Source organism: Tabrizicola sp., from assembly GCF_036781545.1.
Lineage (GTDB): Bacteria > Pseudomonadota > Alphaproteobacteria > Rhodobacterales > Rhodobacteraceae > Tabrizicola.
This window is the reverse complement of the sequence record NZ_DAIQAT010000013.1, coordinates 1-25,250: the sequence shown is the minus strand read 5'-3', so window position 1 is coordinate 25,250 and position 25,250 is coordinate 1. Positions and strand designations below refer to the sequence as shown.

General features: G+C 67.4%; 13 protein-coding genes. 8 read left to right on the top strand and 5 right to left on the bottom strand.

Annotated features, from left to right (window positions below):
* Nucleotides 1-2: 2 nt before the first annotated feature.
* Entirely contained in the window at nucleotides 3-1,508 is a 1,506-nt protein-coding gene (locus V7Q39_RS04315) for a M81 family metallopeptidase (protein WP_333815251.1), read from the top strand.
* A 38-nt stretch (nucleotides 1,509-1,546) separates the two neighbouring features.
* Here the strand turns inward: V7Q39_RS04315 and V7Q39_RS04310 are convergent, their stop codons facing one another.
* Both V7Q39_RS04310 and V7Q39_RS04305 read right to left on the bottom strand, forming a co-directional pair.
* Nucleotides 1,547-5,134 carry an outer membrane beta-barrel protein gene (locus tag V7Q39_RS04310; protein WP_333815250.1) on the bottom strand — a complete coding sequence of 1,196 codons (3,588 nt, stop codon included), beginning with the start codon at nucleotides 5,132-5,134 and terminating at the stop codon, nucleotides 1,547-1,549.
* The gene (locus V7Q39_RS04305; RefSeq protein WP_333815249.1) at nucleotides 5,127-12,323 is read right to left on the bottom strand and encodes a DUF7507 domain-containing protein; all 7,197 of its coding nucleotides are present in this window, start codon (nucleotides 12,321-12,323) and stop codon (nucleotides 5,127-5,129) included. The genes V7Q39_RS04310 and V7Q39_RS04305 overlap by 8 nt, the downstream gene beginning before the upstream one ends.
* 380 nt (nucleotides 12,324-12,703) lie before the next feature.
* On the opposite strand from V7Q39_RS04305, the gene V7Q39_RS04300 reads away from it, so the two are divergent.
* On the top strand, nucleotides 12,704-15,097 hold the full coding sequence (locus V7Q39_RS04300) for an HWE histidine kinase domain-containing protein (RefSeq protein WP_333815247.1): 2,394 nt from the start codon (nucleotides 12,704-12,706) through the stop codon (nucleotides 15,095-15,097).
* Here the strand turns inward: V7Q39_RS04300 and V7Q39_RS04295 are convergent.
* The 3 genes from V7Q39_RS04295 to V7Q39_RS04285 form a co-directional block, all read right to left on the bottom strand.
* The gene (locus V7Q39_RS04295) at nucleotides 15,094-16,521 is read right to left on the bottom strand and encodes a UdgX family uracil-DNA binding protein (RefSeq protein ID WP_333815245.1); all 1,428 of its coding nucleotides are present in this window, start codon (nucleotides 16,519-16,521) and stop codon (nucleotides 15,094-15,096) included. The genes V7Q39_RS04300 and V7Q39_RS04295 overlap by 4 nt on opposite strands.
* A complete protein-coding gene (locus tag V7Q39_RS04290) occupies nucleotides 16,521-17,750 on the bottom strand; it encodes a putative DNA modification/repair radical SAM protein (protein ID WP_333815244.1) in 1,230 nt (409 codons plus the stop codon). The genes V7Q39_RS04295 and V7Q39_RS04290 overlap by 1 nt, the downstream gene beginning before the upstream one ends.
* 85 nt (nucleotides 17,751-17,835) lie before the next feature.
* Complete coding sequence (locus V7Q39_RS04285) at nucleotides 17,836-18,702, bottom strand: MurR/RpiR family transcriptional regulator (protein ID WP_333815243.1); 867 nt, start codon at nucleotides 18,700-18,702, stop codon at nucleotides 17,836-17,838.
* Nucleotides 18,703-18,827: 125 nt separating this feature from the next.
* Between V7Q39_RS04285 and V7Q39_RS04280 the strand changes: the two genes are divergently transcribed.
* From V7Q39_RS04280 to V7Q39_RS04255, 6 genes are all read left to right on the top strand, one after another.
* Nucleotides 18,828-19,847, top strand: a complete 1,020-nt coding sequence (locus tag V7Q39_RS04280) for a polyamine ABC transporter substrate-binding protein (protein WP_333815242.1) — start codon at nucleotides 18,828-18,830, stop codon at nucleotides 19,845-19,847.
* Complete coding sequence (locus tag V7Q39_RS04275) at nucleotides 19,848-20,915, top strand: ABC transporter ATP-binding protein (RefSeq protein WP_333815241.1); 1,068 nt, start codon at nucleotides 19,848-19,850, stop codon at nucleotides 20,913-20,915.
* Nucleotides 20,915-21,799, top strand: a complete 885-nt coding sequence (locus tag V7Q39_RS04270) for an ABC transporter permease (protein WP_333815240.1) — start codon at nucleotides 20,915-20,917, stop codon at nucleotides 21,797-21,799. Before V7Q39_RS04275 ends, V7Q39_RS04270 begins: the two co-directional genes overlap by 1 nt.
* Nucleotides 21,792-22,628, top strand: a complete 837-nt coding sequence (locus V7Q39_RS04265) for an ABC transporter permease (RefSeq protein ID WP_333815239.1) — start codon at nucleotides 21,792-21,794, stop codon at nucleotides 22,626-22,628. Before V7Q39_RS04270 ends, V7Q39_RS04265 begins: the two co-directional genes overlap by 8 nt.
* A 1-nt stretch (nucleotide 22,629) precedes the next feature.
* Nucleotides 22,630-23,694 carry a DmpA family aminopeptidase gene (locus V7Q39_RS04260; RefSeq protein ID WP_333815238.1) on the top strand — a complete coding sequence of 355 codons (1,065 nt, stop codon included), beginning with the start codon at nucleotides 22,630-22,632 and terminating at the stop codon, nucleotides 23,692-23,694.
* Nucleotides 23,695-23,767: 73 nt separating this feature from the next.
* Nucleotides 23,768-25,250: CocE/NonD family hydrolase (locus V7Q39_RS04255; RefSeq protein ID WP_333815237.1), on the top strand; the 1,483-nt coding region annotated here is incomplete at its 3' end.

Genomic DNA, 25,250 nt, shown 5'->3' with positions numbered 1-25,250 from the left:
CCATGTCCTTCCACGTCCTGACCGGCGCGTTCGTCCACGAAAGCAATACTTTCAAGAAGGGCGAGACCACGCTGCAGGATTTCCGCAACGATGTTCTGGACCTGGGCCAGACCGCCGTCGACCGCTTCAGGGACGTGAACGAAGAACTCGCCGGTTTCCTTGACGCTGGCCGTGCGGGTGGCTGGCGCATCACTCATACCGTCTCGGCCCATGCCACCCCCGGTGCCCCGGTCTCACGCGAGGCCTTCGATCATATCGCCGGGATCATCTGCGACGCGGCGCGGGAGCATCGGGCGACGCTGGACGGCATTCTCCTGGCACTGCACGGGTCGATGGTTCCCAGCTTCTGCGAGGATGGCGAGGGCGAGCTTCTGCGCCGCCTGCGGGCTATCGTCGGGCCGGATTTGCCAATCGCGGCCACGCTGGACCTGCATGCGATGGTGACGCCTGCCATGGTCGATCAGGCGCAGATCTTCGTCAGCTACAAGACCTACCCGCATATCGACATGCGCGCCACCGGGCTGCACGCGGGCCGCTTGCTGGACGCCACGATGCGGGGCCAGGTCCGTCCGCGCACGATCCGCGCCCATGTGCCGATGCTGGACGAGGCCAATGCCGGACGCACCGACGTGGCAGAGACCGCCGCGCTCTACACCCGCGCGGCGGCGCGTGAAGCAGAGCCGGGGATCCTCGCCGTCTCGGTCAATGCGGGCTTCTCCGAGGCCGACATCACCGAGATGGGGCCGACCGTGCTGGTCACGCATGACGCGGGGGCCGAGGCGCGGGCCGAGGCCATCGCCCGCGACCTGGCGCGCAGCATCTGGGCCGGACGCGGCAATGTGGCGAACAGCTTCCTGACCCCGGCGGACGCCGCGGCAGAGGCGCGCGACTTCGATGCCAGCAAGGGTCCTCTGATCATCGCCGACTATGCCGACAACCCTGGCGCCGGGGCCTATGGCGATGCGACCGCGCTCCTTGCCGCGCTTCTGGATACGGGTGCCCAGCCCGGCGCCTTCGCCCCCATGATAGACCCCGAAGCTGCCGCGACCCTGCACCGGCACCGCCCGGGCGACCAGGTCACGCTCGACCTCGGCGGCAAGTGCGATCCTTCCTTCGGCGGCGGTCCTCTGCGGCTGACCGGCGAGGTCATTCACCTGTCGGATGGCACCTATACCGGCGACGGCCCGATTCTCGGCGGCATCACCCACAGCTTCGGCCCGACCGCCGTCTTGCGGGTGGAGGGCATCGACATCCTCGTCGTCACCCTGCCGGGCCAGATGCTCGACCTCCAGCAGGTCCGCACCTTCGGGATCGAGCCCGCGCGCCAGCGCTTCCTGGTGGTCAAGTCGATGCAGCACTTCCGCGCCGCCTTCGAGCCCATCGCAGCCAGGGTGATCGTCTGCGATACCGGGGCGCTCGCCACCCCGCAGGCCCGGCTGCGCCCCTATCACCGGGTGCGCCGGCCGGTCTGGCCGCTCGACCCCGACATCAGCTTCGATCTCGCCTGACCCGCCGCCCTTTCGGCCTGCGCCCGAAGGCACAGGTGTCAGAACTTGGCGATCAGGTTCAGGAACAGGCCCGAGCCGGTATAGTCGATCTCGGTCAGATCGTCCGAGACCTTGCCCCATTCATAGCCAAGCCCCAGCTTCGCGTTGTTGCCGAAGTGCCGGTAGATCGCCAGAAGCGCCCCGGTATCGGTCAGGCTGGCCCCTTCGGTCACAAGCACCCGGCCCTCGGCCAGCATGTCCCACTTGTGCACGATGTTCCAGTCCAGCCGCAGGATGCCGAGATGGGCGGTGTTGTCGACGAAGTCCTCCGTCCCGCGATCGGCAATCCGCGAGGTGCGGAACCCGTATTTCGCCCCCAGCGTCAGCCGGGTCGTGAGGTCATAGTTGCCGTCGATCGAGAAGACATGGCTGATCTGCAGCGGCCCTTCGGTCTCGCCATTGGCCGAGACCTGATCCACCCCCGGCAGGTCGCGCAGGTAGGTGTAGCGCATCAAGAGGTTCAGCCGCTCGTTGTCCACCGGGCGATAGGCATAGCCGACGCTCGCCTCGACATATTCGCCGTCCAGGAAGCTGTCCTGGTCGCTGGTGGATTTCAGCGCGTCCAGATTGGCCAGGAAGCGCCAGTTGTCGTTCACCTTGTATTCGAAGCCGCCCGACAGCGCCCAGGTCTTGCGGTCCTGCGGCAGGCCCTCGCCGTCTTCCGTCCGGTATTCCAGCCGGGCGCGGGCCGAGACCGCCTTGTCGCCCTTGTAGGCGACCCCCAGCGAGATCGCATCGCGGTCGAAATCGCCGTTGACGGTGTCGCGCACCGTCCCGGTCTCGATCCCGCCCGAGAAGGTCCAGCGCGCATCGGGGGTGTAGGTCACGCCGAAGGTCCGCGCCAGCGATTGCCGGGCGCCGTAAAGGTCCCAGCCACTTTCCGTCCAGCTGGTCAGGCTGTCGGAATAGCGGTAGCGCCCGCCCAGCACGACCTTGCCGCGGTCGCGCCCGACCAGTTCATAGGCCGCGCCGGTGCGGCTGGGGTCGAGCGTGTAGCCGAGATAGACCTCGTTGTCCGCCGTCGGCCGGTAGGACAGCTTTGCCTTCGCGCCCGAGCCCTTGTCCCCGTCGGAAACCTCGCCCGCGAGCGACAGCTTTTCGGACAGCCGCGTGTCGAAGCCCAGGCCCAGCCTGTCGTTGCGACCGATGGCCCCTTCGGTGGCAAGCGTCGACTGGCCGAAGACATAAAGGAGAAGGTCGTCGCTGGGTCTGTAGTTCAGCCGCAATCCAAGGTCGGTCCGGCGCCCGGTATCCCCGGGCTTGGTCAGGATGCGCTGGTCCAGATAGCCCAGCCCCGCCTCGATCGACCAGACCGGGGTCAGGTCATAGGCGACCCGCACCTCGGCGCTGTCCTTGCGGTCGCCGCCCACCTTGTCGAAGGTCTCGGCGTCCAGCCCGAAGGTCAGGCGATCCGTGACCTCGACTTCCGCGTTCAGGCCCAGCAGGGTCTGATCCTCGGCGATATCCTCGGTCAGGGTCGAGAAGCCCTCGTCCTTGCGTTCGGCATAGATGCCGACGAAGCCCGGCCGCGACAGCCCCAGCTCGACAAGATCGAAATGCGAATCGAACCGGTAGGCCTGCGCCTTGCCGCCACCGCCGATGCCGTTCGAGGTGATGGTCAGGCCGCCGTCGGTCGAGAACGACCGCCCGATGCCGGGACCGTCGGTCTGCGCCACCTCGGCCTCGATGAAACTGCTCTCGCCCAGCTCGTAGCGCAGGTCCGCGCCAGTCATCCTTTGGTCGGCCGCGCCGGTGTTTTCCGACAATGCGGTCACGCCCAGGGTCAGCCGGTCGCTGGCGGCGATGGTCGCCCGGCCGCCGACCGAGCTGCCGTCCAGGTCGCCGGTGGTGGGCGTGTATTCGTACTGGACCACCAGGTTCGCGTCCAGGCTGCCGCTTCCCTCGGAAATCAGCCCGCCGTCATCGGCGGACGAGCCCAGGGGCCGGGTCAGGATCAGCACGCCCTGCAGATAGTCAATCTGGTAGTCGACGCCCTCGGTCAGAACCGCCCGTCCGACCACCCGGCCGGTCACGGGGTCGATCGTCTCGATGGTGATCGTCTCGGACCCGATGTCGATATCCTGCCGCGACAAGAAATAGACCGACCCGCCGGTTCCGCGCAGGATGTCGCGCTGCGGCAGGGTGTCGGGCTGCGCGGCATAAAGCGTGACCGTCGCGCGCGGGTCGCCGCTTGCGGTGACGCTGGGGGTCACGTAGCGCAGCTCGGCGCCGTAAAGCCCGCGCGACTGGCGCAGAAAGGTGGTGCCGTCGATGTTCGACTTGAAGTCGCCCCAAGTCAGCGAGGAGGCTTCCTTCTGGACCTTCAGGTAGAACCGGCCCGAGGTCGGCGCATCGTCATAGGACGTGCTGTCGTCCCCATAGGTCGGGTAAAGGTTCGACGGGTCCATCCGGTCGATGATGCGCCGCGGATCCTTGTCGCCCAGGCGGCGGAAGGCATCCTTGACCGGCCCGTCGCCGGTGTCGATCGAGCCGGTGATCGTATAGCCCGCCGCCGTAGTGCCCTTGGCATAGCCCGCAAGGCGCCCGTCGACATAGGTATCGTCATAGTCCGGGTCGGCCTCGACCTGTTCGTCTTGCAGACGCTTGCCCAGGGTCAGGTCGGCGATGCCGACGTAGAACCAGTCCGAGACCGGAATGTTCACGTCGCGGACCACCGAGGCCCCGTTCGCCTTCACCGTCACCACATGGTCGCCCGGGGGCAGGATGCGGCTGACGACGAAGCGCCCGTCGGGATCGACGGGGACGGTCTCTCCCATCACCTCGACCGCGGTGCCGACATTACCGCCCGAGACCGTCACCTGCCCGCCCCGGACCGGAATGGTCTTGCGGCGGGTGCGATCCTCTGCCTCGCCCGCGGCGGTGACAGGGCCGGTCGTGTCATGCGTCTCGAAGGCCGCGCTGCTGCGGACCAGGTCCAGCGCCACGGTCTCGTCATAACGCCCGGCACTGTCATAGACGCGCAGCGCATAGGCCAGCTCGCCCGAGCCCTCGCCCGGCATGGTCCATTGCGCCTCGCCGTTCGGCTGGGTGGGAACGCGCGCGACGACCGGGCGCCCGCGCGCGGCCATGTCGTAGATCACGATCTCGGCGCGGTCGATCCAGGCCGGATAGTTCGACGAGGCGCGGAAGGTCACGTCCTCGCCCGCCCGGTAGGCGGCCCGCAGGTCGCTGGTCGAGACGTTCAGGATGGTGCGGGGCACCAGCCCGTCATAGCGCACGTCGATGTCCGCTGCCGCCGCCTGCCGGTCGGTCGTCCGCTGCGGGACGGCCGGGGCTAGGGCACCGGCAACCGTCTCGCCCTCGACCGAGATCGAGTAGCCCAGCTTGGCGAAACCCGCCCCCGGCGCGCTTTCGATCACCTCGGCGTTCTCGCCCACCGGCATCTCGACGACGACGTTGCCATTCGCCCGTTTGCAATCCCCGGGCTGCGGCAGCATGTCGTCCCGGCAGACCGTCTGGGCGGCCCCCGGCAGGGCCGACAGGGTCAGCGCCACCAGCGTCGTGGACGTCAGGAGACCGGCACGGCGCCTCGCATGACTGATCTTCACCTCGAAACCCTCAGCCATCATTACGCACCACCGTCTTTTCAATCGTAAGCTTGGTTCGGCCAACCTCGCGCCATTCGCGACGGATGTGCCGTTCCACAAGGTCCATCAACGCCTTCGCACGCTTCACTCCGGCGGCATCGGCATTCTTCGCGATGAAGTAGGACAGCCGCAGCGTCGGCGCTTCCCCGGCGATCTGGGGCAGCAGCTTGCCGATCCCCGCCACCAGCCCCGGCGCCAGCGCCGCGCTGCCGCCCTCGGACACGAAGGCATTGGCGTTCAGGTCGATCCGAACCACCTTGCCGATCGAGGCGCCGAAGTTCATCTCGACCATCTTGCCGGGGGTCAGCCGCATCACCAGCGGATTCTCCGTCGTCACCCGGTAGCCCGCAGGCAGCGACCGCGTGTCGAGCTTCAGGATGAAGTTCGAGCCACGATCCGCCGGCAGCATGGCGCAGGGCACGCTGTAGCGTCCGAAGGCATCGGTGGTGATGACCGTTCCGTCCACACCGACCAGGCGCACGCCAGCCAGCCCGGGTTCGGTTCCGTCATCCTCGACCACCGCAGGGGCGCCGCCATACTTGCCGTATTTCCCGCCCGGGTCGTAGGCATCTTCCGTCACCGGCGCGCCTTTCGGCGGGTTCTGATAGCCGTCGCGGTTGCGGTCGTCGAAGACCTTGCCGATCACGTCGCCGCAGTCGAACACGCCTTCCGGCTCGATCCGCACCACGGCCGTGGCCCGCTCGGCCAGCAGCCCGTTGGTCTCGGGGTTCCGCAGGCTGGCGACGTTCACAAGGTCGCCAGCCGAGGCGCTGTTGGTCACGCGGGCCTGCAGCGTCGCCACCACCGTCGTCAGCGGCGGCACCGGCACGTCCGGCCAGGTGATGATGCGGCCCTGGACCTGGACATCCACCGGCACACCGCCCAGCGTCGCCGTGCCGTCGATATAGAACATGCCGGGCGGCAGAACGTCGACGATGTCGAGCTGCCCCGAGACCACCGGATTGTCGTTCCGCACCGTGATCGTATAGGGCACCACGCTGCCGCGCGTCACCACCGAGCGCGGGGTGGTCTTGGTCAGCGAAAGGCCCGTGGGCGCCAGGCTGGGATCGACCACCAGTTCCGTCGGGTCGTCCACCGTATTGCCGTCGGTATCGTCGCCGTCGTCCGACACGTCGCTCACCGGCACCGGCACGACCGAAGGCGGCAGGCCCGGCGGCACCACGGTCTCGCCGTCGGCGGTCACGCTGTTGCGCACGCCGCCACCGCTGACCGCCTCGACCGTCAGCGTGAAGGTCGCGGTGTAGGTCGCGGTCTCGCCCACCGCAAGCGTGCCCTCGGGCGAGCCTGCGCTGGCCGAGACGAAGGTCGGCCCGGAGTCCAGCGTCAGCCCGGCACCTGCCATCGTCGTGAAGGTGTCGGTCAGCGCCAGGTCCGCGATCGAGGTGTTCGACAGGTTCTCGACCGTGATGGTGAAGGTGACGAGGTCGCCCACCCCCCGGATGCCATCGCCGTTGTCGGTGACCGCAAGCGTCTTCGTCGTCTCGATCAGGCCGACCGGGGCCTGGTAGACCGTCTCGGTCGTGGTGTCGCAGACCGTGGGCACCACCACCGAGCAGATCTCGTAGTCGACCGTGTAGGGTCCTGCCGGCAGTCCGGGCGCCAGCGTGATCAGTCCGGTCGCCGGATCCAGCGTCACGCCGGGGTTCGAGCTGCCCAGAACCCGGATCGTCACGTTATCCAGCGTTGCGGGCTGGCCCGCCACCGTATCCGAAGCCAGCATCGACGTCGTCGTGCCGCCATTGGTGGTGAAGGGCGGGAAGACCTCCGGTATCGCTTCGATGGCGATGGTCGGCGCGATCTCGGTGTCGTCGTCGATGACCGACAGGCTGCCGCCTGGGCCGTAGTGGCCGGTGACGGTTGCGGTGTTCACCACCTCGCCCGCCGCGATGTCGTCCGGGGTGATCGTGTAGGTCGCGGTGAACGTCGTGCCGTCGACCCCGCCGGGGTCCAGCGAGGCGATGGGCCCGCCGGTGATCGTGACGCCGGGCAGCACGTCGGCCAGCGTGATGCCGGTCAGCGTCACGTTGCCGGCGTTGGTCACCACGAAGGTATAGGGGATCTGGTCACCCGCCACCGCCCCAAGCGCGATGCCCGAAATGTCGGCGATCTTGTCCAGCTCGATGGCAGCACCCTGCCCCAGCGGCACGACCGTATCCTCGTCCAGCGTCGGATCGGTGCCGGATTCGTCACTGACATCCACTCCGGCGGGGGAGGTCCCCGTCGCCGTCGCACGGTTGCGCACCTCGCCCGCGTTGATGTCGGCCTGCGTCACCGCATAGGTCGCGGTGAAGGCCGTGGAATTGCTTTCGCCGGGGGCAAGGCTGATCGGCCCGCCCGACAGAACGACGTCCGGCAGGGGGTCAGTCAGGAAGATGTTGGTCAGGGGCACGTTGCCGGTGTTCTGGACGGTGAAGCTGTAGGTGATCACCTCGCCGACCGCGGTGGGCGATCCGATGCCCGAGGCATCGGCCGTCTTGACCAGGGTGATCGACGGGGTCTGCACCAGCGGCGTGACCAGCGGGATGTCATTGTCGACCGCCGTACCTGAATCGTCGTCGACCACGGTGCCGAACGGGTCGGTGCCCTGGGTCACCGCCTGGTTCACCACCTCTTGGTCGTTGATGTCGTCCTGCGTCACCGCATAGGTGCCGGTGAAGGTGGTACTGTCGGTCTGCCCCGGCGCAAGCGTGATCGGTCCCCCCGCCAGGAGGCCGCCCAGAAGCGGGTCGCTGACGGTGACGCCGGTCAGCGTCACGTTGCCGGTGTTCGTCACCTCTAAGGTGTAGACGATCGGTTCGCCCGGCACGACCGGGGTCGACAGGCCCGAGGTATCGGCACGCTTCACCAGTGCGATGGAGGGGGCGAAGGCCGGGATCACCGGGGTCGGGTCGTTCTCGCCCGCCTCGTTTGCCGCGCGGTTGCCGTTCGGATCGGGATCCGCGCCGTCGTCCGACAGGTCGCGAAGTTGCGGATTGGTGGCCGAGGTCTGGCCCGAGAGCGCGCCGACGGCATCGACCGTCGCCTGGTTCTCGTAGCGCCCGCCCGAGGGCAGGACCGGCGGCAGCGGCGCGGTCGGCTGCACCCGCAGGGCGAAGTCGATCTGGCAGCTTGCACCGATGGCCAGGCTGAAGCCGCTCGCCACTGTGGGCGCACCCGCGCCGTTGAAGCCCGCGTTCAGCCCGCCGCAGGTCCCCGAGGGGGCCGAAAGCAGGGTGTAGGACCCCGCCGCCAGCGGATCGGTCGCCGGGCTTGCCAGGCTGACCTGGGTCCCGAACAGCGGCGCCGCGCCGTCAAGGTCATCGGCGACCGTGACCGCGTCCAGCGCTTCCAGGCTGAGGTTCTCCACCACCAGGGTGAAGGGCACGTTGAAACTGCCGTCCGCGTTCAGCGTCACCGCTCCGGCGCGCTTGGCGATGCCGACGCTGGCCTGCGGGACCAGCGGATACAGATAGCCGGTTGCCGCCGTATTCCCGGGAAGCGTGATCGCACCGATCACCGTCGGACTCGAAACGGTGCCCCCCGCCGTGCCGGCCGAGGTCTGGCCATCCGCCAGCCGCGGTTCGTCCACCGCGCCACGGGTGATGGTGTAGCTGCCCTCGGGCAGCAGCGGGAACAGGTAGCTGCCATCCGGCGCGGTGGTCACGGTCTGCGAGACCGACGTCCCGTCCAGCGCGGTCCCGCTCAACGTCATCGTGACGCCGCCGACGAAAGTGTCGCCCGTGGTGATCGCGCCGTCATCGGCGAAGTCGCGGAAGACCACACCTGCGATCGAGGAGGCGTTCACCACCACCGAGCCGAAATTCGTGTTGTTGTCCGGGTTGATATCGCGCGAGCTGGTCCCCACCGAGGCGGTGTTGAACCGCGTCTGCGGCGAGATGGCGATCGAGACCACCCGCACCGGCACGGTGATTGTCGCGGTGCCGCCGCTGGCAAAGGTGTTCAGGCTACAGGTGAACGAGGTCCCCCCCGCCGCCCCGGTACAGCTTGCCGCCGGGGTGGAATCGGTGGTCGAAATCGTCGGCGGACCGGTCAGTTCCATGCCCGGTGGCAGGTCGTCGACCAGGTTGGTGCCGTCGGCCTCGGCCAGAAGCGCGCCGGCGTTGTTGCGCACCAGGATCGTCCAGGTGAAGGGATCACGCAGGTTGACCGAGGCGGGACTCGCCACCTTGGAGACCAGCTCGATATCGGTACGGGTGCGCACCGTGGTGACTTCATCCTCGGTGTTGTTCAGTGGATTGCTCTCGAACCCGGCCAGCACCTCGTCGGAGGACACGGTCGCCACGTTGGTCGTGCTGCCCTTGGCAGCGCCGCGCATGGTGACCAGCATCACCCGCTCTTCCCCGGCCGGGACCGTGCCGAAGGTGCAGGTGATCGTGCCGCCCAGGCTGCCCACTGCCGGAAGCGTTCCACAGCTGCCGCCCGGCGCCGAGACCGAAACGAAGGTCAGGCGATCCGCGGGCAGCGTGTCGGTGATGTTGAAGTTCTCGGCCGCCGAGGGCCCGTTGTTGCGCGCGGTGATCGTGTAGACCGTGTCATCGCCCACCGCCACCGGGTCGACGCTGTCGGTCTTGTTGATCAGAAGGTCCAGCACCGGATCTTCCACCTCGGTATCGACCGAGTCGCTGTTGTTCGTCGTATCGGTCTCGGGCGTGTCGGTCGCCACTGTGACGCCGTTGGTGATGGTGGTGCCCCGGGTCACGTCGTTCGGGCGGACCAGGATGGTCACGGTCTGTTGCGCCCCGTTGCCGAGCGTGCCGAAGTTGCAGACGATGGTATCGTTGCCCAGCGCGGTCGGTGACGAGGTGCTGGGCGTCGTGCAGGACCCGGTCGATGGCGTCGCCGAAACGAAAGTCAGCCCGGCGGGCAGCGTATCGGTGATCCGCACCGCCTCGGCCGAGCTGAGCCCGTTGGCGATGTTGGTCGCGGTGACGACATAGGTCAGCGTCTGACCCGCGACCGAGGGGTTGGGCGTCGCGGTTTTCGCGACCGTCACGTCGGCACGCGGCGTCACGGTAAAGGTCGCGCTGCCGCTGTTGTTGCCCAGCGCGTTGTCGGGCGTCACCGACGAGATCGCGCTTGCACTGTTCGTGCGCAGTCCACCGTCACCGCCCGGACGGACCGAAACCGTCACCGTGGCGCAGGTTGCCGCCGAACATACCGGAACCGCGGTAAACGAGCAGTCCAGCCGCGCGCTGGTTCCTCCGGTCGACACCACGGCGCAGCTGCCGCCGGTGGTGTTGCCCGGGCTCAGCGAGTAGGAGACGACCCCCGCGCCAGTCGGACCGGTGGCACTGTTGATCAGGCCCAGAAGATCGTCCGACAGCGTCACCGACTGCGACGTGACCGGCCCGGCATTCGTCAGCTGGATGGTGAAGGTCTCGACATCTCCGGCGACGACGGTTCCCGGCGCGGCGGACTTCGTCACGCTCAGGTCGGCCGCACCCTCCGGCACCACGCTGCCGACGCCGACGTCGATGGTGTTGTTGCCGAGGTCCGGGTCCGGGAAATTCGGGTTGGGCGAGGTGACGGACAAGCCGTTCGTCAGCGTCCCGGCCGCCGTGACCAGCGTGGTCAGCACCGCTTCCGGCGTGCTTTCCCCGACGCCGAGCGGTGCGCCTGCCGTGTAGTCGCGCGAGCAGGTCACGCTCAGCGGTCCCGTCCCGCTGGCGGGCGAGCAGGTCCAGCCGCTCAAGGCGATGCTGGTCAGGTCCAGGCCCGCGGGCAGCGTGTCGGTCATCACCACTGTCCCAACGAAGGGGCGGTTGCCCAGGTTCGTCGTGCCGATCCGCCAATCATAGCTGTTGCCGATGACGGCCAGCGCCGGGCTCGGACCCGACTTGTTCGCCCGAAGGTCGGCGGTCGGTTGCGAGATGGTCGCGCCGCCGTCGGACGCGGTGTTGTTGCCCGGAACCGGATCGACCGGCCCGGCCGAGGTGATGCTGGCGGTGTTGACCGGCGAGCCCACGGTCAGCGCCGTCGTGGCCACCTCGATGCTGCCCAGAGACACGTTCGCGCCCGGACCTGCCCCGCTGGCCCGCGTGCATTGCACCTGCTGTCCGGTCGTCGTGCAGCTCCAGCCGCTGCCAGCCGAAGGCGTCACCGAGACGATGCCATAGTTTGCCGGAATGGTGTCGGTGATGACGATGGGGCCCAGCACCGGGTCGCCGGAATACTGCGCGCTCAGCGTGAAGACCACCGGATCGCCGACGAAGACGGAACCCGACGGCGCGCGCGACTTGGCGATCGACAGGTCGCTGCCCGCAGTGACGGTGGTGTTGAAGGTCGCGGTGTTGTTCGCGGTGATCGGGTCGCTCGGCGTCACCATCTGCACGCTGCCCGCAACCGTGAGCGTCGACCCCGCCGCCGCGAAGATCTGCCCGGTGATGTCGCGGCTGACGCTGCTGCCCACCGGGATCGTTCCAGCCACAGTGCAGCTGTAGGTCGATCCCGCCAGGGTGCAGCCTGCCGGGGCGGAGGTATTGGTCAACCCGGTCGGGATCGGAACCGTGAAGGTGAAGTTCGTGACCGGGTCCGGCCCGTTGTTGGTGGCCGTGAAGCTGTAGGTCGCGATGCTGCCCGAAGAGGCCGTCGCCGGCCCCGTCACGGTCAGGCCGATGTCGGCGCCCTCGGTGACCGTCGTGGTCTCGGTCACGTCGTTGTTGGCGGCGTTGGTTTCCGGCGCAATCGTCGGCACGCGCGCGCCCATGACCACGCTGCCCTGCACGGTCGTGCGCACGCCCGCCGTGACCGAAGCGCTGGCGCTATCGGCCAGCGGGGGAACCGTACAGGTGACGGTGGCCGGTCCGGTGGCGGGAAGCGGCGAACAGCCGGTGATCGTGCCGGAGGCGCTTTCCAGCACCGTGCTGGCCGGAATGATCAGCTGCAACGTGTTGCCGGGGGCATCGTCGAAGCCGTTGTTCGTGACCGTCACCTGATATGTCACCAACCCGCCGGCCGGTGTCGGGTCCGACCCGGCGTCGTTGATGTTGGTGACCCAGTCCACATCCTGCGCCGTCGCCGCAGCCGTGGCCGAGAAGAGCGTGAGGATCGCGATTCCCGCGACGCGCGAGAGGCGTCGGGCGGCGCGGCGGGGGGTTAGGAGGGCGAGGACGCAAGCAAGAACCAGAACTACCAGAACAGACACCATGCTCAACATTTACCAATCACCGGAATATCCGGCCCCTGCGCTTCCATCACGCATCCGCTTCTAAGTGGCCGGGTTCCCGACTTCAAAGCGCAGATTGCCGCGACGCTTCAAATCTGGGCTGACGTTGCGGAAGTAACACAATCTGGCCGCGTCGAGCGCCAGATGCGCTAGATCAGGGGCGCGATCTGCCGCGCTGATACGACTTGGCTCGGGTGTTGAACCCCGACGAAGCGGACAGCGCCCTGCCGACCGGCAGCGCCCCATGCGCTGTGCGAAGCGATCTTCGCCTGATCCAAGGCGGCGATGCGGTCCTGACGACAAGAGGCCGCTGGAACCTCGCCACCGGTCAAGCGTTGGGCCGGTTTGGACAGGAAGCGCTGATGGTGAGGTCGATATCCACGGTTCCCGGCATGGCCGATCTGATCGCCCGCTTCGACTGGGCCGCCACACCGCTTGGACCGCGCGAAAGCTGGCCGCAAAGCTTGAGGACCGCCGTCGACATCCTGCAGAATTCTGGCCATGCCATGCAGCTGGCTTGGGGGCCGAAGCGGACGATCCTTTACAACGATGCCTATGCCCCGATGCTGGGCGCCCGGCATCCGACGGCCCTTGGCCAACCCTTCGATGTGGCCTGGCCGGAGATCTGGCCAGAGATCCAGCCCCTGGTCGACAAGGTCTTTGAGGGAAACACCATCCGCAACGTGGAATTTCCGCTGGTGATGACGCGGAACGGCTATCCCGAGGAGACCTGGTGGAACTTTTCCTATTCGCCGGTGCGGGACGAGACCGGGGCCGTAAGGGGCCTGCTGAACGTCACGGTGGATGCCACCGCGAAAGTGCGGGCCGAACGGGCTGAACGGGCGCTGCACGAAAGCGAGGAACGTCAGGCATTTCTGTTGCGGCTGGGCGATGAACTGCGGCCGCTTGCCGATGCCGCGATGCTTCGGGCCCGTGGCTGTGAACTTCTTGGGAAGCGCCTGAATGTCGCGCGAGTTTATCATCTGGAGTACGACCCGGCACAGGGGGTCGGCGTGATCGCCGACGATTTCCGGACCGGGGGCCTGCCAAGCCTTGCGGGCCGCTACCCTTTCAAGGCGCTCCGCACGACCTATGAGCACGTCGCCGGGGGCGCGACCTGGATCATGCCGGACATGACCGCCGATGAAAGCCTCGCCGCCTCTGAGCGCGAGGTTTTCCTCACGCAGGGCGCGATGTCCTGGGTGGACGTCCCGCTGCTGAAGGACGGGAAGCTGGCAGGCGCCCTGTGTGTGGTCGATGATCGGCCGCGTGTCTGGACGCCGCAGGAAACCCGGCTGGTGGAGGACACCGCAGAAAGGCTTTGGGCCTTGATGCAGCGCGCCCGTGCCGAGGCGGCGCTGCGGGAAAGCGAGATCAGGTTCCGGCAATTCGGCGCCTCGTCGCTGGCGGCCATCTGGATCAGGGACGCCAGGAGTTTCGCCTTCGAATATGTGAACGACACGGTAGAGCGCGTGTTCGGCCTGACCCCGCAGCAACTGGCAGCGGATGAACGGGTGCTGGGGGCGTTGATCGTGCCCGAGGAGCGGGATGATATGTCGCAGCGGGTGCTCCGGATCGCCCGGGGCGAGACCCTGATCAGCGAGTACCGCATCCGGCGGGCCAGCGACCAAAGCTTCCGCTGGATCCGCAGCATCGGCTTCCCCATCCACGATACCCGGGGCGAGGTGGTGCGGATCGGCGGCATTGCCGAGGACATCACCGAGACCAAGCTCGCACGCGAGCACCAGCAGGTGCTGGTCTCGGAGCTGCAGCATCGGGTGCGCAACCTGATGACGGTTATCCGCACCATCGCCGCGCGCACGGTGCGCGGGGCGGCGACGCCCGAGGACTACCGCAACAGCCTTGACGGCCGGCTGACGGCACTGGCGCGGGTACAGATGCTGCTCACCCGGTCGGCCAGTCGCGGCGCGCCGCTGCGCGAGGTGATCGAGGCCGAGCTTCGCGCCAAGGCCGAAGATGACAGCCGGTTCGACCTGTCAGGGCCGGAGGTACAGCTTTCCCCCAAGGTGGTCGAGGTGCTGGCGCTGGCTTTCCACGAGCTTTGCACCAATGCGATGAAATACGGCGCGCTGTCGGTGCCGGGCGGGGTGATCCGGGTCCGCTGGCGGCGGATGGATCGCGAGGGTTTCCCCTGGCTGGAGCTGGCCTGGGTCGAGACCGGGGCCCCGCTCACCTCGCCCCCCGCACGGCACGGCTTCGGCAGCGAACTGATCGAGCGGCGTATTCCTTACGAGCTGGGCGGGCGGGGGGTGCTGAGCTTCGCGCCGGGGGGCGCGACCTGCCACCTGGAGTTTCCGCTGCAGGATCATGAAAGCGTACTGGACACGGAGGCGCCGCCGCTCGCCGCGGTCTTTGGAGGAGTGCTCGACATGGCAAACAAGCTGGATCTGGGAAACCGTAAGGTGCTGGTGGTCGAGGATGACTTCTACATAGCCGCCGATCTGGCGGCCTCGCTGCGGGATGCGAAGGCGATGGTGCTGGGTCCCTACCCGTCAGAGGCCGAGGCGCTGGAGGCGGTGGGGTTGGAGGCTCCGGAGGCGGCGGTGCTGGACATCAACCTGGGCGACGGGGGGCCGAGGTTCGACCTTGCCCGCCAACTGCGGCGGCGGGGGATCCCCTTCGTCTTCCTGACCGGCTACAGCAGCGAGGTCATCCCGGAGGACCTGTCGGATGTGCCGTTGATCGAGAAACCGACCGATTTCCACAGCCTGATCGACCTTCTGGCGACGTTCTAGGCTTCTTTCGTGATCGCCCAAGCCCGGGCCAGATCGCGGGTCAGGCGGGTTTCGGCTTCGGCCCGGGCGGTCGGATCGGGCAGACGCAGGGCATGGGCCGGGTGCAGCGAGATCAGGACCGGGATGCCGTCCGGCCCGGCTTCCTCCGTCCCGCAGCGCTGCAAAAGCCGCGCACCGGAGCCGGTCAGAGCCTCGGCCGCCGTCGCACCCAGCGCCAGGATCAGCTTCGGGCGCAAGAGCTTCCGTTCCAGGTCCAGCCACCATCGGCACTGCACAACCTCGCCCGCCGTGGGCCGCTGGTGCAGTCGCCGCTTGCCACGGGGCAGGAATTTGAAATGCTTCACCGCATTGGTGAGATAGGCCGCGCTGCGCGACAGCCCGGCAGCCGTGGCGCAGCGGTCGAAGACCTGGCCCGCCGGACCAACGAAGGGCCGCCCGGCCAGGTCCTCGGCATCGCCCGGCTGTTCGCCGACGATCATGAGTCCGGCATCCCCCGGTCCCTCGCCAGCGACGGCCTGGGTCGCGCAACCGCCGATGGGACAGCGCCGACAGGCGTCCAGCGCGGGCTTCATCGTGGCGAGGCTCAGGCCCTCGGGCAAGGCCGGGCGCTGTGGGAGAATTCGCTCGACATGGGGCAGGGGAAAGGTCGGCGCCGCCTCCTGCATCGCGCGGGCGCGGGCGGGGGCCTGGCGGATCATTTCCGGGATCAGCGCGGCCTCGGGCAGGTTCTTCCAGTATTTGCGCGGCATCTCGGAGGTCATGGCCGAGACCATCAACCGCGCGGGGTTGAAGATATTGGCGAAATAGGTCCGCCAGAGGTCTTCGGTCGCGTCCGGCGGCGGGCGGGGGCCGGGTTCGGTCAGGGAAAACGACAGCTGTCCCGCCTCGAAGCGGGCGGTCAGTCCGGGCGTGGCGATGATCCAGTCCATGTCACCGAAGCGGCGAGCGAAGAAGGGCGCGGCGGCCTCGACGATGGGATGGTCGGGCTGGAACCAGGCGGCAAAGGCGCGACGGGTGGCACCGGGCGCAGACAGTTCGCGAAAACGGACGAAAGCGTGCATCTTGTGGATGTCGCGGTGGACGGCCTTTTCCTGCTGGAGCAGCCGGAGCATCGCCACGTCCGACCGGTCGCCCCAGCGCAGGCTGCCCTCCGACAGGCGGAGGACGAGGTCGTAGGCGCGGTGAAATCTTTCCGGGTCCGAATGGCAGAGCGCGGTCTCCAGCGTGGCGATCGCCTCGCGCGGAAGGTGCAGCGCCTTGCCCTTCCCCGCGGCGACCTCTCCGCCCGCGAACAGGTCGGATCCGCCGTCCCCCTCGATCCGCCACAGAACCTGCCCGGCCGGGACACCCGCCAGCGCCAACGCACGCGCCCGGCTGCGCCAGATCGCGACGGTGCCGATCCGGGGCAGAAAAACGCTCAGCATCAGAAGAGCGTCAGCTGCTCGGCCCGGGGGGCGAACCGCGCGCGCAGGTTGACGTCATCCAGCCGTCGGCCCGGGGTCCAGCCCGGAAGCTGGATGAAGGGCCGCGCATGACGCAAGACGCAGCCCATCCGCGTCAGATCCTCATAGCGCAGCTCGCGATGGCGGCGGGCCTCGAGGATGCGGGTCACCGACCTGGCCCCGAAACCCGGGATCCGCAGAAGGGTTTCGCGCGGCGCCTTGTTCACCTCGACCGGAAAGCGGTCGCGGTTGGCCAGGGCCCAGGCCGTCTTCGGATCGACCTCAAGGTCGAGCATCCCCGCCTCGGGCACGATCTCGGCCAGATCGAAGGCATAGAACCGCAGCAGCCAGTCGGCCTGGTACAGGCGGTGCTCCCGCAGAAGCGGCGGGCGGATCAGGGGCAGCAGCTGCGAGGCATCCGGGATCGGCGAGAAGGCGGAATAGTAGACCCGTCCCATCTGGTAAGATGCATAAAGCTGTGCAGCAGTGGTCAGGACCTGCCCGTCGGTCGCCGCATCGGCCCCGACGATCATCTGGGTCGACTGGCCGGCGGGCGCGAAGCGGGCGGGCCGGCTGCCCCGGTGACCGGTCTCGCGCGAGGCTTCGCGCCGCGCCCGCACATCGGCCATCGCCTTGCGGATGGTCTGGCCGGATTTCTGCGGGGCGAGCGCCGTCAGCGCCGTCTCGGTCGGAAGCTCCACATTGATCGACAGCCGGTCCGCCCAGCGCCCCGCTTCCTCGATCAGCTTGGGGGCGGCGTCGGGGATGGTTTTCAGGTGGATATAGCCGCGGAATTTCTCGGCCTCGCGCAGGGTGCGGACGATGCGGACCATGTCGGCCATGGTGTCGTCGGGCGAGCGGATGATGCCCGAGGAGAGGAACAGCCCCTCGATGTAGTTGCGGCGGTAGAATTCGACCGTCAGCCGCACGACCTCCTCGACGGAGAACCGTGCCCGCTCCACACGGGACGAGGCCCGGTTCACGCAATAGGCGCAGTCGTAGATGCAGAAGTTGGTCATCAGGATCTTCAGAAGCGAGATGCATCGCCCGTCGGGGGCATAGGCATGGCAGATCCCCGCCCCGCCCGAGGACCCAAGCCCGGCGCCATCCGCAGACGACCGCCGCTCGCCGCCGGAAGAAGCGCAGGACGCATCGTATTTTGCGGCATCCGCCAGGATCGCCAGTTTCTCGGACAGGGTGCGCTTGGCCATTTGTTCACTATATGTTCTAAATACGCTTCCGGGCAAGCCGACAGGGCGCTTCACACGCCATTGTCATCGGTCCGGACGGTAGGTGCTAATACAGCCCCAGGCCCCGCATGATCGGCGGCCAGTCCTTGATCCGCTTGCGGGCCTTCTCGGGCGCGCGACCGGCGACTTCGTGGATCAGCACGTTCATCAGCGTGGTCATCGGGCCGGTGCTTTCCAGGAAGGCATCGACCTTGGTCACGACATGGAAGACGAAGGGCGTCTCGGCGCTGGCCCAGGTATTCAGCTCGTCCGTGACCACCACCACCTGCATCCCCAGCTCCCGCGCGGTCTGCAGGATGGGCAGCGCCTCGCGCGCATAGGGGGCCATGTCGACCATCACCAGGCAGCGCGTCTCCTCGGCCCGGCGGAACGACGGGATCCATTCCACCAGTCCCCCGTCATGCGGCGACAGGAACCGGACCGACCCCCGGACAATGGCCAGACGGCGCGCGAAATCCTCGGCGATGCCGCGGATGGTCTGGAAGCCGGTGACGAAGACCTCGTCCGCCGATGCGATGGCGTCGATGGCCTGCGGCCAGGCGGGTTTCTCCACCTCATGCGCCAACGCCAGCACCGCATCGGCGTCGCGCTTCAGGATCGCACCGATCTCTCCATCCAGCAGCCGGAAATAGCGGTCCGAAGGCGAGACATGGGCATGGACCAGCGCCGCCTGCAGGTCTTCCTTCAGCCCTTGCAGCCCCTTGTAGCCCGCCCGCTTGAGAAACCGGCTGACGGTGATCTCGCTGACACCCGTTTTCGCGGCGATCGAGGCACCGGTTTCCAGCCCCAGCGTCGCCTCGTTCAGGATCAGCCACTGGGCGATCACCGCCTCGGATTTGGTCAAACCCCCGGAAATGCCGCGCAATCTTGCGGCAAGAGGCGATTCTTCGGGGGCGGATGGCAGTTCGTTCATGACAGAGTTTACAGCAAATCTACAGAATGATAGCGTTCTGTCATGAACATAACATGCCCGAGTCGCCCCCGCCAAGCCCTTTTGCCCCGGCGGACCGACCCGAAGGTACCAATCGGGAGAAGATCATGAAGGCATTTGGATTGGCCGCCGCGCTTGCCACGGTCGCCGGGATGGCCCAGGCCGACGGCAAGCTCGCGCTCTACAACTGGGGCGACTACATCAACCCCGAGGTCCTGACCCGCTTCACCGCAGAAACCGGCATCGCGGTGACGCTGGACACCTATTCCTCGAACGAGGAGATGCTGGCGAAGATCCAGGCCGGGGCGACCGGGTATGACATCGTCTTCCCCTCGGTCCACATGAACGACATCATGATCAAGCTCGGCCTTCTGGAAAAGACCGGCATCAACACCGCGCCGGACTTCAAGAACATCGACCCGGCGTTTTTCCGCGCCAAGGAAGACCCGAGCAGCGAATACTGCCTGCCCTATGCGTGGGGCACGGTCGGCATCTTCTACAACGAGGACATCACCGGCCCGATCACCGGCTGGGCGGATTTCTTCGCCATCCCGGAAAAGACCGGGGCGAAGATCACGCTTCTGGACGACATGCGCGAGGTGCTGGCCATCGGTCACATCATGAACGGGACCTCGGTCAACTCGACCGACCCGGCCGAGGTGCAGGCCGCGGCCGACTACGTTCTGGCGCACAAGGCAGCCGTCAACGCCTTCACCTATGAAGTGCCGCCGATGCTGACCTCGGGCGATATCGCGGCGGGGCATTTCTTCGTCGGCGGCAACGTCTTCTTCACCGAGATGCCGAACATCAAATACATCATCCCGGCCGAGGGCGGCACGATGTATCAGGAGAACATCTGCGTGCTGGCCTCGGCGCCGGACAAGGAGAACGCGAAGAAGTTCATGGAATTCTACCTGAAGCCCGAGATCGCTGCCCTGAACGTCGCGCAGCAGTTCAACGGCACGCCGAACATCCCGGCCAACGCGCTGACGCCAGAGTTCATCAGGTCGAACCCCAACATCAACGTGGGCGCCGATACGATGACCCGCCTGCAGATCTTCGAGGATATCGGCGCGGCGCTGAAGCTTTACGACCGGGCCTGGAACACGATCCGCACGGCGCAGTGAATGGCTGACCTTCTGGAGATCACTGCGGCGCGGCGGGAATTCGTCACGCCGGAAGGCGGGCGGCTGGCCGCGCTGGACGGGGTGGACCTGACGGTCGGCGCGAACGAGTTCGTCACTTTGCTTGGCCCCTCGGGTTGCGGAAAGACCACGCTTCTGCGCGCCATCTCGGGCTTCGAGATGCTGGACAGCGGGACGATGCGGCTGGGGGGCGCGGATCTGACCGCCCTGCCCCCCTTCCGCCGCCCGGTGAACACCGTGTTTCAAAGCTATGCCCTCTTCGGCCACATGACCGTGGCGCGGAACGTGGGCTACGCGCTGGAGGTGGCGGGGGTGCCGCGGCCTGCGCGCGACGGTCAGGTCGCCGAGGCGCTGGAGAAGGTCGGCCTCTCGGGCCTCGGCGCCCGCAGGCCGGGGCAGCTCTCCGGCGGGCAGCGGCAGCGGGTGGCGCTGGCCCGCGCGATCATCGCCAAGCCCCGGCTTCTGCTGCTGGACGAACCCCTGTCCGCGCTGGACCGCAACCTGCGCCAGCAGATGCAGCTGGAGCTGAAGACGCTGCAAAACAACCTTGGCATCGCCTTCATCTTCGTCACGCACGACCAGGAAGAGGCGCTGACCATGTCAGACCGGATCGTGGTGATGCGCGCCGGAAAGATCGAGCAGATCGGCACCCCGCGCGACATCTACCGCCGCCCGAGAAACCGCTTCGTGGCCGAGTTCATCGGCGAGACCAACCTTTTCCCGGTCACGGTGGACCGGATCGAGGGCGACCTGGCCCTGGCGCGAACGGCGGAGGGGGTGGAACTGTCGCTCCCCTCGAGCGGGCGGTCGGTGGGCGAGCGGATCACCGCGATTCTGCGCCCGGCGGATTTCACCTTGGGCCGCGAAGGCATCGCCGGACGGGTGACACGGGCGGTCTATCTGGGGTCGGATCTCTACATCTTCGTCCAGCCACAGGCGGGCGGACCCGAAATCCGCGTCATCGCCCGCGACGGTGCGGGCCTTGCCGAAGGTGCCGCGGTGCGCCTGGCGCATGACCCGGCGCAGGTGCATGTGCTGGAGGCCGCGTGATGGCGCTGAAGCGGCAATCCGTCGTGCTGGGGGTGCTGCTGGCCCCGGTCACGCTGTTCCTCGGCATCTTCTTCCTGCTGCCGCTGCTCATCATCGCGCTTTTCTCGGTCCTCACCCCCGGCCTCTACGGCGGGGTGGAATGGGCCTTCTACCACTGGAACTACGGCCGCATCTTCGGCTGGGCCGACGGGCTGAACGAAATTTACGAGCCGATCTACCTGCGGATCCTGCTCCGCTCGCTCGCCTTCGCCGCCCTGACCGTCGTCCTGACGCTGGCCCTCTGCTACCCTGTCGCCTTCTGGGTCAGCCGGTTGTCAGAGCGTTGGCGGCTGGTCTTCCTGTTCCTGATCACCCTGCCCTTCTTCTGCAGCCTGATCGTCCGGCTCTACGCCTGGCTTCTGATCCTGAAACCCTCGGGCCTGTTGAACACGGTCCTGCTCTGGACCGGAGTGATCAGCCAGCCGCTAGAAATCCTCTACACCCCCACGGCGGTCGTCCTCGGCATGGTCTATGTCATGGTGCCCTTCATGTTCCTGCCGCTCTATGCCGCCGTCGACAACCTCGACCGCGCGCAGGTCGAGGCCTCGCTGGACCTTGGTGCCAACCGGGTACAGACCTTCCTGAAAGTGATCCTGCCGCAGACGCTGCCCGGCATCATGGGCGGGGCAGTGATCGTCTTCATCCCATCGGTCGGCAACTTCGTGGTGCCCGATGTGCTGGGCGGCGCGAAGGGGCTGATGATCGGCAACCTGGTGGAGCAGCAATTCCTCTCGGCGCGCAACTGGCCCTTCGGTTCGGCGCTGTCGATGATCATCATGACGGTGGTCCTGACCGTGCTGATGCTGTCGGTCACCCGGGCCAGAAAGGCAGGCGGCCATGCGTAACCCCGCAGGCTGGGCGGCGCTGACCCTGTTCTCGCTGGCCTTCTTCGCCTTCATCTACGCGCCCTTGTTCGTGATCATTGGCTATTCGTTCAACTCGAACCCGGTCAACATGATGATCTGGGAGAGGTTCACCTTCGACTGGTACACCGGCCTTCTGGGCCTGTCGGACCGGGCGACCGACGTGTCGAACCGGGCGGCCTATGTCGAAAGCACCGACCAGATGCTTGCCGCGCTGCGCACCTCGCTGACCGTGGCGGTCGTCACCACCACGATCTCCACCGTGATCGGCACCGCGACGGCCATCGCGCTGGCCCGCTACCGCTTCCGGCTGCGCGGGGTCTACAACGGCTTTCTCATGCTGCCGATGATGATGCCCGACATCGTGCTGGGGATCGGCCTTCTCATCTTCTTCGTCACCATCGGCATGAACCTGTCGATGTTGACCATCATCATCGGCCACTGCACTTTCCTCACCTCCTATGTCTTCATCATCGTCCAGGCCCGCATCGCCGGGATCGACCCCGCGCTGGAGGAAGCCTCGGCCGACCTCGGCGCCTCCGAATGGGTCACGCTGCGCAAGGTGCTCTTGCCCCAGCTCGCCCCCGGCATCCTGGGCGGGGCGCTTCTGGCCTTCGTCATCTCGATGGACGACCTCGTCATCACCTATTTCATCTCGGGCACCGGCGACACGACGCTGCCGGTCTTCATCTTCGGCATGATCCGCCGCGGCGTGAAACCCGAGATCAACGCCATCGCCACGCTGATCATCCTTGCCTCGGTGGTGATCGCAGCGCTGGGCCTGTGGCTTCGCAGCAGAAAGACCGACTGACATGACCCGACCCCGCGCCCGCGACCTGGGCCTGCCCTTCCCCGGCACGCCCGGGCCGCTGAACGCCATCACCGACGTGGTCGGAGTGGCCGTGGGCTTCTGCACGCTCACCGACCCGGCAAAGAAGATGCGCACCGGCGTCACCGCGATCCTGCCCCGCCCGGGGACCGAGCCGCAGCCGGTCTGGGCCGGGCACTATGCGCTGAACGGCAATGGCGAGATGACCGGCACGCACTGGATCAACGACGCCGGCTATTTCCTGGGTCCTATCCTGATCACCAACACCCACGGCGTCGGCGCCGCGCATACCGGCGCAACCCGCTGGATGATCGGCCACTATGCCGACTACTTCGCCAATCACCACGCCTGGGCGATGCCGGTGGTGGCCGAAACCTATGACGGTCTCCTGAACGACATCAACGCGCTGCACGTCCAGCCCGACCACGCCATCGCCGCGCTGGAAGCCCGCAGCACCGGCCCGGTCACTGAGGGCTCCACCGGCGGCGGCAACGGGATGATCGCCTACGAGTTCAAGGGCGGCACCGGCACCGCCTCGCGCCGGATCGTGCTGGGCGGGCAGGACTACACCGTCGCCGCGCTGGTGCAGGCCAATCACGGCATCCGCCCCTGGCTGACCATCCTTGGCCGCCCCGTCGGCCAGCTGATCCCCGAAGACACGCTGCGCAGTGCCGAAATGGGGTCGATCATCGTGATCCTCGCCACCGACGCCCCTCTCTCCGGCCTCGCGCTGCGCCAGGTCGCCAAGCGCGCCGCGCTCGGTATCGGACGCGGCGGCACCCCCGGCGGCAACAACTCGGGCGACATCTTCCTCGCCTTCTCCACCGCCAACCCGGGCCCGATGCCGCAATTCGCCCCTGCCGTGGCCCTGAAGCACGAGCTGAACATCGACCTGCTCGACGACCTCTATCTCGCCGCCGTGCAATCCGTCGAAGAAGCCGTCGTCAACGCCATGGTCGCGGGCGAGGACGTGCCGACCGTCAAGCCCGAGGGGATGATCTGCCGGGCACTGGACCACGAAAGGCTGAAGGCGATCTTCCGCGCCTGACGAAGTGCCACGACGCTTGATCGGCTTGCTGAACGATTGTATAGCAAGAGGGAGGGCATGGCGGAGGGGTCGCGTGGCGCAGGTTCGCAGGGAGTTCCCGCATCAGGTCGAGGTGGTCGAGAACCTGTGGATCCCGCTGCCGGACGGCACACGGCTGGCGGCCAAGCTGTGGCGCCCGGCCGAGGGGCGGCATCCGGCGATCCTGGAATACCTGCCGTACCGCAAGCATGACGGCACCCGAAGCCGCGACCAGGGGATGCACCTGTATCTGGCGGGGCACGGCTATGCCTGCCTCAGGGTCGACATCCGCGGCTGTGGCGAAAGCGAGGGGCTGCTGCATGACGAGTATTCAGAGGTCGAACAGCAGGACGGCTGCGACCTGATCGCCTGGATCGCGGGGCAGGACTGGTGCGACGGGCAGGTGGCGATGATCGGCATCAGCTGGGGCGGGTTCAACGGCTTGCAGATCGCGGCGCGTCAACCCCCGGCGCTGAAAACTGTGATCGCGGTGGGCTTCACCGACGATCGCTACGCCACGGATGTGCATTATATCGGCGGCTGCCTGTCGAAGGACAACCTGGACTGGTCGGGCACGATGGTGGCGGGCATGGACCTGCCACCCGACCCGGCGCTGCATGGGGCAGCCTGGCGCGACCTGTGGCTGCAACGGATCGCGGCAAACCGGCCCTGGGGGCTGACCTGGATGCAACACCAGCGGCGCGATGAGTATTGGCGGCAAGGTTCGGTCTGCGAGGATTTCGCCGCGATCCGGGTTCCGGTCTATGCGGTGTCCGGCTGGGCGGACAACTATTCGGAAGCGGTGCCCCGGCTGGTCGCGGGACTGGGAGCCGAGAGATGCCGCGGGCTCGTCGGCCCCTGGGCGCATTCCTTCCCGATGGATGTCACCGTCGGTCCGGCAATCGGCTGGCTGCAAGAGGTGCTGCGCTGGTGCGACCACTGGCTGAAGGGGCACGACACCGGGATCATGCAGGAACCGGCGCTGCGGGTCTGGATGCAGGAAAGCGTGCCGCCGCAGACCTGCTATCATGACCGTCCGGGGCGCTGGATCGGCGAAGACAGCTGGCCGAGCCCCCGGATCGAGGACTGGCGGCTCTATCCGGCCGGTGGCGGCTTGCGCGACAGGCCCGAGGCGGGGGCGGCAAAGCTGTGCTCGCCGCTCTGGGTGGGCGCGGCTGCGGGTGAGATCGGGCGCTATGGCGCGGATGCCGACTGGCCGACCGACCAGCGCGAGGATGATGGCGGCTCGCTGGTCTGGACGAGTGCGCCGCTGGAGGAGCGGGTGGAAATCCTCGGCACGCCCCGACTTCGGTTGCGGGTCGCCTCGGACAGGCCCCTGGCGCTGGTGGCGGTGCGGCTTTGCGACGTGGCACCGGACGGGGCCTCGACCCGGGTGACGCTGGGTCTGCTGAATCTCACGCATCATACCGGGCATGATCGGCCACAGGCGCTTGTTCCCGGTGCGCCGGTCGAGGTGGTGGTAGAACTGGACGACATCGCCCATGCCTTCCCGCCGGGGCACCGGATCGGGCTGTCGC